The sequence below is a fragment of the Phaeobacter sp. B1627 genome (assembly GCF_006265095.1).
Classification (GTDB): domain Bacteria; phylum Pseudomonadota; class Alphaproteobacteria; order Rhodobacterales; family Rhodobacteraceae; genus Epibacterium.
In genome coordinates this window covers 24,389-33,233 of sequence record NZ_VCNK01000031.1, presented here as the reverse complement: position 1 = coordinate 33,233, position 8,845 = coordinate 24,389, and the positions used below count along the sequence as shown (strand labels likewise).

Annotated in this window: 7 protein-coding genes; 5 read left to right on the top strand and 2 right to left on the bottom strand. The window is 61.8% G+C overall.

Annotated elements, in window-relative coordinates:
- The first annotated feature begins 246 nt into the window (after positions 1–246).
- The 3 genes from der (at position 247) to FGE21_RS16075 (ending at position 3,833) form a co-directional block, all read left to right on the top strand.
- Entirely contained in the window at positions 247–1,725 is a 1,479-nt protein-coding gene (gene der, locus FGE21_RS16085; protein ID WP_139664446.1) for a ribosome biogenesis GTPase Der, read from the top strand.
- Positions 1,726–2,061: 336 nt separating this feature from the next.
- Positions 2,062–3,015 carry a fatty acid desaturase gene (locus FGE21_RS16080; protein WP_139664445.1) on the top strand — a complete coding sequence of 318 codons (954 nt, stop codon included), beginning with the start codon at positions 2,062–2,064 and terminating at the stop codon, positions 3,013–3,015.
- Positions 3,016–3,113: 98 nt separating this feature from the next.
- Complete coding sequence (locus FGE21_RS16075; RefSeq protein ID WP_139664444.1) at positions 3,114–3,833, top strand: helix-hairpin-helix domain-containing protein; 720 nt, start codon at positions 3,114–3,116, stop codon at positions 3,831–3,833.
- Positions 3,834–4,263: 430 nt separating this feature from the next.
- On the opposite strand, the gene serS is transcribed toward FGE21_RS16075, so the two are convergent.
- Positions 4,264–5,556 (bottom strand): serine--tRNA ligase, encoded by a 1,293-nt coding sequence (gene serS, locus FGE21_RS16070; protein ID WP_139664443.1) that lies wholly within the window; start codon positions 5,554–5,556, stop codon positions 4,264–4,266.
- Positions 5,557–5,866: 310 nt separating this feature from the next.
- A complete protein-coding gene (locus FGE21_RS16065; protein ID WP_139664442.1) occupies positions 5,867–6,613 on the bottom strand; it encodes an ABC transporter substrate-binding protein in 747 nt (248 codons plus the stop codon).
- Positions 6,614–6,860: 247 nt separating this feature from the next.
- Here FGE21_RS16065 and yajC point away from each other — a divergent pair, with 247 nt between their 5' ends.
- Both yajC and secD read left to right on the top strand, forming a co-directional pair.
- Positions 6,861–7,145 (top strand): preprotein translocase subunit YajC, encoded by a 285-nt coding sequence (gene yajC / locus FGE21_RS16060; protein WP_139664441.1) that lies wholly within the window; start codon positions 6,861–6,863, stop codon positions 7,143–7,145.
- 34 nt (positions 7,146–7,179) lie between these two features.
- Positions 7,180–8,844 (top strand): protein translocase subunit SecD, encoded by a 1,665-nt coding sequence (gene secD / locus FGE21_RS20470; protein ID WP_255731627.1) that lies wholly within the window; start codon positions 7,180–7,182, stop codon positions 8,842–8,844.
- The last annotated feature ends 1 nt before the right edge of the window (position 8,845 follow it).

Here is an 8,845-nt window from a genome sequence, read left to right as displayed (position 1 = left end):
GGGGGCGGGGGCCGCGCCTTCGGCGCGGCCCCCGCCCGGCCCAACGCTTTATGTCGGAGCTGGAAGCTCCGGCGTAAAGGGACGGGAGAGCCACCGGCGACAGATGCGCGCCGGGGAATTTCAGCGACCGGGGGCGGCTCACGGGTGGCAAAGGCAGCTCCGGTCGGCGCGGGATACCGTTTTTTGCTGGCGTGGCTGCGCAAGATGCGATATGCGCGCGGTTCAAATCACTGAAAGCCCGGAACCATGTCCTTTACGCTCGCCATCGTTGGGCGCCCGAATGTGGGCAAATCCACATTGTTCAACCGTCTCGTCGGCAAGAAGCTGGCGCTGGTCGATGACCAGCCCGGTGTCACGCGTGACCTGCGCGAGGGCGAAGCACGGCTGGGCGACCTGCGGTTTACCGTGATCGATTCCGCCGGCCTGGAAGATGCCACCGACAACAGCCTTGAAGGGCGCATGCGCCGCCTGACCGAACGCGCGGTTGAAATGGCCGATGTCTGCCTGTTCATGATCGACGCAAGGGTGGGTGTCACCGCAACCGACGAGGTATTTGCTGAAATCCTGCGCAAGAAATCCGCGCATGTGATCCTGGCCGCCAACAAATCCGAAGGGGCCGCTGCCGATGCCGGCGTGCTTGAGGCCTATGGTCTCGGGCTCGGTGAGCCGATCCGCCTGTCGGGGGAACACGGCGAGGGGATGAACGATCTCTACACCGAACTCAGGCCGGTCTTTGACCGGTTCGAGAAGTTGGCGGAAGAGACCGCGCCCATCACCGACGTGACCTTTGACGAAGAGGCCGACGCGGAATTCAACGCGGGCGAGGAAATCGCCGCAACCCCCGTTCCTACAATGGAAAAACCGCTTCAGGTGGCGGTGGTGGGGCGGCCGAACGCCGGGAAATCGACCCTGATCAACAAGATCCTGGGCGAAGATCGCCTGCTCACGGGACCGGAGGCCGGGATCACCCGTGATGCCATCAGCCTCCGGATCGACTGGGCCGGGACCCCGATGCGCATCTTTGACACCGCAGGCATGCGCAAGAAGGCCAAGGTTCAGGAAAAGCTGGAAAAACTATCTGTCTCCGATGGTCTGCGGGCCGTCAAATTCGCCGAGGTTGTGGTGGTGCTGCTGGATGCGGCGATCCCGTTCGAGCAACAGGATCTGCGGATTGCGGATCTGGCCGAGCGCGAGGGCCGGGCTGTGGTGGTGGCGGTGAACAAATGGGATATCGAGGACGAAAAGCAGGAAAAACTGCGCGATCTCAAGGAATCCTTTGAGCGTCTGCTGCCGCAATTGCGCGGCGCGCCGCTGATCACGGTCTCGGCCAAGACGGGGCGTGGGCTCGACCGGTTGAATGCCGCTATTCTCAAGGCCTATGATGTCTGGAACCGGCGGATCCCGACGGCGGCTCTGAACCGCTGGCTGGCGGGAATGCTGGAGCAGCACCCGCCGCCGGCGCCGCAGGGCAAGCGTATCAAGCTGCGCTACATGACCCAGGCAAAGACCCGGCCTCCGGGCTTCGTGGTGATGTGTTCGCATCCCGACAAAATGCCCGAGAGCTATAATCGCTATCTGGTGAACGGCCTGCGTCAGGACTTCGATATGCCCGGCACGCCGATCCGTCTGACGCTGCGGGGCCAAAGCGACAAAAACCCCTACAAGGGCCGCAAGAAGGCGGGGCCGTCCCGCCTGCGCAAGCACCTTGAGGGCCGCAAAAGCTGAACCGGCCTGCGCCCGCTCTGCGGGACCGCCAATCAGGACAGGGCCGGGCAGTGACCTCCGTTGAGGTTCGGTGCAATCCTGCGGCGCGGGGGAGCCGCGGCATGTGGAAAATCCTGCGCAATCAGCCCCCGCGGGCTGCCGCTGTCTGTGGTCCGCCGCTTTTGGCCCCGCCCATTTCGGCGGACAGTTGCCGTGTGGCACTGCTCCGCCCGGGGGTGAATTTCCTGCGGGCTTGCCTCTTGCAATAGAAGGCATGCATATTACCTGACAAAAGAGCATTGATACTTCTCCCGCAGCGTCATGCGGGTGTCACAGAGCGTATTTATGGGGTCAGATATGGATCTGAGAGCCTACACACGCCAGTATACTCAGAAAGACAACCGGCTTGCCGCGTTGAGTTACTTTGGCACATTTGCAGTCTATTTTTCAGCCCTTTCCCTGGCTATCGCCTATTCTCATCAGTGGTATGTCCTTTGGTCGGCGGGAGTTGTCTTCGCCTTCAGCGCGGTCCGCCTGTATGTGCTGCAGCATGATACCGGGCATCATTCCCTGTTTGAGACACGGCGGCAGAATGAGTTGGCCGGGCAGGCCCTGTCGCCTTTCACCTTCGCCCCCTTCGAGGTGATGAAGCAGAACCACAACCTGCATCATGCCAATGTCGGGAACCTCGAACATCGCGAAGCAGGCGAGATCCACACCATGACCCTGGCGGAATGGAACCGGGCCAGCTGGTGGGACCGACTGCAATACCGGCTCTATCGCAACCCGTTTGTGCTGGTGCCCTTGGGGGCGGCGTTCACCTACTTCATTCGCTACCGCTGGCCCAAGAACACCCAGAGCTTTGGGGTGTTGCCGGTGATCCTGCACAATCTGGCGATCATCTGCTGGTTGTCGCTGCTTTATGCGTTGGCCGGGACGAGCGGGCTGCTGATCTGGCTGGGGTTCAGCTTTCTGGGCGGTATGCTCGGGGTTTTTCTGGTCTATTTGCAGCATAATTTTGAAGATACCTATTGGGACCGGCGGCCGGATCTCAACCCGCAGGTGGCGGCGTTACAGGGCTCCTCCTGTCTGGATTTCGGTTGGTTCTTCGATTTCGCCGTGGCCAATATCACCCTGCATGACATTCACCATTTCAACGCCCGCATCCCCAGCTACCGGTTGCGTCAGTGCCACTACAATCTGCCGGAGGAGGTCGCCCCGCGTCGGATCAAATTCGGCGAGGCGATCCGCGCCTTGGGGTTGAAGCTCTGGGATGAGGAGCGCCGCAGATTGGTGCCGTTTCCTTCGTGATTTCGGGGTAACTCCAACTGGGATTGGACAAAATGCCAGATGGGGTGCTAGTCTCGGTCTCTTGCGACATATGAATTTTCCAGAGGCAGTACTGACCCATGACCCCGCTCTTAACGCTTCCCGGTGTTGGACCCGCGCTTGCCAAGGCGCTTCAAGACCATGGCATAAAATCGGTCGAAGACCTTGCACAACAAACCGATGAGATGCTGATCACCATCCCAGGTCTGGGGGTCGGTCGGATTGCACGGCTGCGGGCCGGGATCATCGGACTGGCGTCTTCGGGCACGGTTGCGGCTGCTGCACGGCCCAAACCCACGCGCTCGGCGGCAGCGGCCAGACCGGCGCGAAACAGAAAGGCAGCAACTGGGGCGGCCAGAGGGACCGCCAAAGCGGCGACGTCCAAGCCGGGCAGTCGGCCTGTGGCCAAGCGGGCGGCGAAACCTGACGGCGACGACAATACAGCCAACCCGGGCGCCGCTGCGGCGGCAGCGACGACGCAGGTCCGCGCCGGGATCGACAGTGCCATTGCCGCGGCAGAGGCGGCACGTCTGGCGGCCGAGGAAAAGGCCGCGAAGGCCGAAGCAAAGGCGGCAAAGGCGGCCCGCAAGGCAAAGGCGCTGATGGCAGAGTTTGCGGCGGCGAAGGTCAAGGCAAAGTCCAAAGCCAAGACGGAAAAGGGCAAGGCCAAGTCCGATATCGCCAAGGAAAAAGCCAAGGCGAAAAAGATCCTTGCCGAAAAATCAGACACCGAAAAGTCAGATACCAAAAAACCGGACAGCAAGAAGAAGAAAAAGAAGAAGGCCAAAAAAGCCAAATAGGTGCAAAAATTAGGTACAAGCGTCAGCTGCGGCCCGACCTGGCGGCGGCTGACAGGTTGCGGGCCTGCCGCAAGGGGGACCACCCACAACCGCGACAAACCAGAACGGCGGCCAGAACGGCGGCCAGACGGGAGCGCGCCCGAACGGGAAGCGGCCACCTCAGTCGGTGTCGGCCCATAGGCAAAGTCTGTCAGGGCGTATCTCTGGGACAATAGGGACAACCTACCGGGAAAACCGGAGCGATCTGGCTTTCGGTTTTCCCGTTGATGCAATGCCGGGCTGGCGGCGAGTTCTCGCGGTGCAGCCCGGCAATTCACTCGTTGTCTGCCTCACCTTGAAGGCTACCCCACCGTAAAGGCTACAGGGGCGGCTACAGACCTTTGTGACACAGGCCGTGGTGATTGGTGGACGCTGCGGGCGGGGCGGCTGATCAGATCAGCACCCCTTCCGCTGTGAGGGTCAGTTTGCCACCAAGATAGGGGGCGAGTGCGGCGGGCAGCGTGACCGAGCCGTCCTCCTGCTGGCCATTTTCCAACACCGCAATCAGGCAGCGTCCCACCGCAAGGCCGGAGCCGTTCAACGTGTGTAGAAACTCCGGTTTGCCACCGTCCGCCGGTTTGAAACGGGCGTTCATGCGGCGGGCCTGAAAGGCGCCGGTTGTCGAGACCGAGGAAATCTCGCGATAGCAGTTCTGCCCGGGCACCCAGGCCTCGATGTCATAGGTGCGGCGCGCGCCAAATCCCATGTCGCCGGTGCACAGGATCACCGTGCGGAAGGGAATGCCGAGCTTTTGCAGAATGCCTTCGGCACAGCCAAGCATGCGTTTTTGCTCCTCGTCGGAGGCCTCGGGATGCACGATCGATACCATTTCGACCTTTTCGAACTGGTGTTGCCGCAACATGCCGGAGGTATCCTTGCCGGCCGAACCGGCCTCGGAGCGGAAGCACAGCGTGTGAGCGGCATAGCGGATCGGCAGGGCGCTTTCGTCCAGCACATCGCCCGCCACCGAATAGGTCAGCGGCACCTCGGAGGTCGGCACCAGCCACCAGCCATTGGTGGTCTGATAGCTGTCCTCGCCGAATTTCGGCAATTTGTCGGTGCCATACATCGCCTCGTCCCGCACCAGAACGGGCGAGTTGACCTCGGTCAGGCCGTTCTCATCCACATGTGTGTCGATCATGAATTGTGCCAGCGCCCGGTGAATGCGGGCAACGGCGCCCTTCAGCACCACGAAACGGGCGCCCGAGATCTTGGCGGCGGTCTCGAAATCCATCGCTTTGGCGACACCGGCAATGTCAAAGTGTTCCTTTGGCGTGAAGGAAAAATCCCTCACATCGCCCCAGCGGGTCACCTCGACGTTGTCCTCTTCGCCGCCGCCGTCGGGAACATCCTCGGCGGGGCTGTTCGGGATGCGGGCCAGCATGTCCGTGAGCTTCGCATCGAGCGCCTTGGCTTCGATCTGCATGGTGGCGACTTCGGCCTTCTTGGCGGCCACCTCGGTGCGCAGGCGTTCGAATTCCGCGTCGTCGCCCTTGGCCTTGGCGGCACCGATGGCCTTGGCGGCCTTGTTCTGATCCGCCTGAGCGGCCTCGGCGGCCTGGATTTTCGCCCGCCGCGCCTCATCAAGAGCAAGCACCTCGGACGACAAAGCAGACTCCCCGCGGCGTGCCAAAGCGGCGTCAAACGCTGCTGGGTTTTCGCGGATTGCACGGATGTCATGCATGGGTCTGCTCCTCTTGATCGGGTTTGAATCAGTGTGAGAGCTATGCCCGAGCAGACCAGAAAGCGAAAGAGCCAAGCGCGACAGGAGATCAGGAATTTCATGCCCGTGACCCCGAAGGCCCAACCGACCGGGCGGGGGGGGGGGGCGCGGTTTTCCGCGTTGCCGCCAGGCCTCAGGCCCGCCCTCAGGCCCCGCGTCCGGTTCGGAGGCGGGGCCGTTTGGTTGCCCGGCCTTGATGTCAGGGCAGGTCGCCAGAGCAGGGCAATATGTCCCCTGGGATCAGGCTGTCCCGCTCTGCGCGGTGGGGCGTTTACCGGACGTAGCGGTCATAGATCGCTTTAAAGGTTCCATCGGCGACCATCTCTTCGCGGGCCTTTGCCAGAGCGGCAACTACATCTGCGTCGAAGCTGTGGTTGCTTGCGATCCAGTGTTCCGAGGCCAGCACGCTGGCACCGATAGTGAAATCACTTTTCTGGAAACCCGCGGCGGTCAGCACACCATAGGTTTCAACATCGAGACCATACCAGGCATCGGCGCGCCCTGCTTTCACCAGCTTGACGGCCTGAACGGTTGTTGCAACCGGATGCAGATTGGTCATCCCTTTGGAAATCAGAATTTTCTCCATGATGCTGCCGCGCAGTACCGCGACTTTCTCCAGTGCCGCCGCCTCCTCGTAGCTGTTGACAGCATCGCCTACGGTCACGAACAATTGGTTTGATGGCACCAGCTCGACCGCCCAATAATAGTCTGCCTCGCGCATCGGGGTGCGGACCGGCGGCACCACAAAGCTGTTGGGTTCGGATACGGTGGTTTTCAGCGCCCGTGCCCATGGCAGGTAGGTCAGGTTCAGCTCCAGCCCGGCGCGGTTGACGATTTCTGTCACCATTTCAATCGCAAGGCCCGGAGTGTCGGCGTCTTCGCCATTGGCAAAGGGCGGCAGCACACCGGAATAGACGGTGACCTCTGTCGCGGAGGCAATGGGCGAGAGCAGAGGAGTAAGCGTCAGGCTGAGCGCGACGGCGAGCGGCTTCAGAACAGTGCGCAGGGTCAGGGGCATTTCAGAACTACCTCGATAGGGAAAAGACAACGTACAAAAAAGGCCGATAGCTGTGTTCAAAGCGCTTTTTCGTCCGCCGGAGTATGACGGTGAAATCTTTCCGGTGGGTTAATCCACAGGCAAGGGCGGCTCTGGCACAGGTCTATGGCCTGCAGATCTTGCATCTGGGCCAATCAACACATAGGTTCGCGCCGAACTCGGGCGCTTCTTGCGTTTCGCGCCCCAACGACGAAAAGGACCTTCATTAATGGACGCCAACGCAATCACACAGTTTGTGCCACTGATCCTGATCTTTGCGATCATGTACTTTCTGCTGATCCGGCCGCAGCAAAAGAAGCTGAAGGATCACCAGAACATGGTTCAGGCCCTGCGCCGCGGCGATCAGGTGGTGACCCAGGGCGGCGTGATCGGCAAGGTCTCCAAGGTCAAGGAAGATGGCGAAATCGAAGTGGAAATCGCCGAGGGTGTCAAAGTGCGCGTGGTGAAATCCACCGTTGCACAGGTGCTGAACAAGACCGAGCCCGCATCCTGAGCCTCGCCTCTCATGTTTTTGAAAAGGCAGGGTAATGCTGCAAATTGATACCTGGAAGAGGGTGCTTATCTGGCTGGTCTGTGTGGCCGGCCTTTTGCTCGCCCTGCCCAATGCGTTCTACAGCCGTGTAGAACAGTCAAATGACGCCGTCGCCGCGATCGAGGCCCAGGGCGAGACGCCCGAACGGCTGGAGATGGCAGGCGCCTGGCCGGAGTGGATGCCGTCTGGGCTGGTGAACCTCGGTCTGGACCTGCGGGGAGGCGCGCATCTGCTCGCCGAAGTGCGGGTCGCAGACGTCTATGCCGCGCGCATGGATGCGCTGTGGCCCGAGGTGCGCAACACACTGCGCGATGAACGGGCCACGGTCGGCACGTTCCGCCGTATCCCCGGCGGGCCTGCGGATCAGATTCGTCTGCGCCTGTCGGATGCGGCGGGGCTGTCCCGGGGTCTGGAACTGGTGCGCGGCCTTGCCAATCCGGTGACCTCGCTCACGGGGGCAGGCGCCACCGATATCGTGGTCAGCGGCGCGGGGGACGTGATCACCATCGCGCTCTCGGATGAGGAAAAACTGGCCTCTGATGATCGCACCGTGCGGCAATCGCTGGAAATCATCCGGCGCCGGATCGACGAGGTCGGCACCCGTGAGCCCACCATTCAGCGCCAGGGTAGCGACCGGATTCTGATCCAGGTTCCGGGCATCGGCTCTGCCGCAGAGCTGAAAAAGATCATCGGCACCACGGCGCAGCTGACCTTCAACCCGGTGGTCAGCCGGGGCACGGATGGCGATGCCAATGCCGGTGTCGGCAACAAGGTGATCCCGTCGCTGGATGAACCCGGCACCTATTACACGGTCGAATCCGCCCCCGTCGTCACCGGCGAGGAGCTGGTCGATGCGCAGCCGGCCTTTGATCAGAACGGTCAGGCGGCGGTGAACTTCCGCTTCAACACATCGGGGGCGCGCAAGTTTGGCGACTACACCGCGCAGAACATCGGCGCGCCATTTGCCATCGTGCTCGATGACGAGGTGATCTCGGCACCGGTGATCCGGTCGCATATTCCAGGCGGCTCCGGCATCATCACCGGCAATTTCACCGTCGAGGAAAGCACCAATCTGGCGGTGCTGCTGCGCGCCGGTGCCCTGCCGGCCGAGCTGCAGTTCCTTGAGGAACGCACCATTGGCCCCGAATTGGGCCAGGACAGCATCGACGCGGGCAAGGTGGCGACGGTTGTGGCCTTTGTCGCGGTGCTGGTCTTCATGGTACTCAGCTACGGGCTGTTCGGGATGTTTGCCAATATCGCGCTGATGCTGAACATCACGCTGATCTTCGGTGCGCTGAGCCTGATCGGCGGCACGCTGACCCTGCCGGGGATCGCGGGCATCGTGCTGACGGTCGGCATGGCGGTGGATGCCAATGTGCTGATCTTTGAACGGATCCGCGAGGAGCTGAAGGCCGGGCGCGGTCCGGCGCGGGCCATCGACGAGGGCTATTCCAAGGCGCTCTCGGCCATTGTGGACGCCAATATCACCACCTTCATCACCGCCGTGATCCTGTTTGCCATGGGCTCCGGTCCGGTGCGCGGCTTTGCCATCACCCTTGGTCTCGGCATTCTGACCTCGGTCTTCACCGCGATTTTCGTCACCCGATTGATCATCGTGATGTGGTTCGAACGTCGCCGTCCCAAAACCATCGAGGTGTAAC

What these genes read in the sequence shown, in the direction of transcription:
- der (WP_139664446.1), top strand. Translation starts at nt 247, where the DNA reads ATGTCCTTTACGCTCGCCATCGTTGGGCGCCCGAATGTGGGCAAATCC.
- FGE21_RS16080 (WP_139664445.1), top strand. Translation starts at nt 2,062, where the DNA reads ATGGATCTGAGAGCCTACACACGCCAGTATACTCAGAAAGACAACCGG.
- FGE21_RS16075 (WP_139664444.1), top strand. Translation starts at nt 3,114, where the DNA reads ATGACCCCGCTCTTAACGCTTCCCGGTGTTGGACCCGCGCTTGCCAAG.
- serS (WP_139664443.1), bottom strand. Translation starts at nt 5,556, where the DNA reads ATGCATGACATCCGTGCAATCCGCGAAAACCCAGCAGCGTTTGACGCC.
- FGE21_RS16065 (WP_139664442.1), bottom strand. Translation starts at nt 6,613, where the DNA reads ATGCCCCTGACCCTGCGCACTGTTCTGAAGCCGCTCGCCGTCGCGCTC.
- yajC (WP_139664441.1), top strand. Translation starts at nt 6,861, where the DNA reads ATGGACGCCAACGCAATCACACAGTTTGTGCCACTGATCCTGATCTTT.
- secD (WP_255731627.1), top strand. Translation starts at nt 7,180, where the DNA reads ATGCTGCAAATTGATACCTGGAAGAGGGTGCTTATCTGGCTGGTCTGT.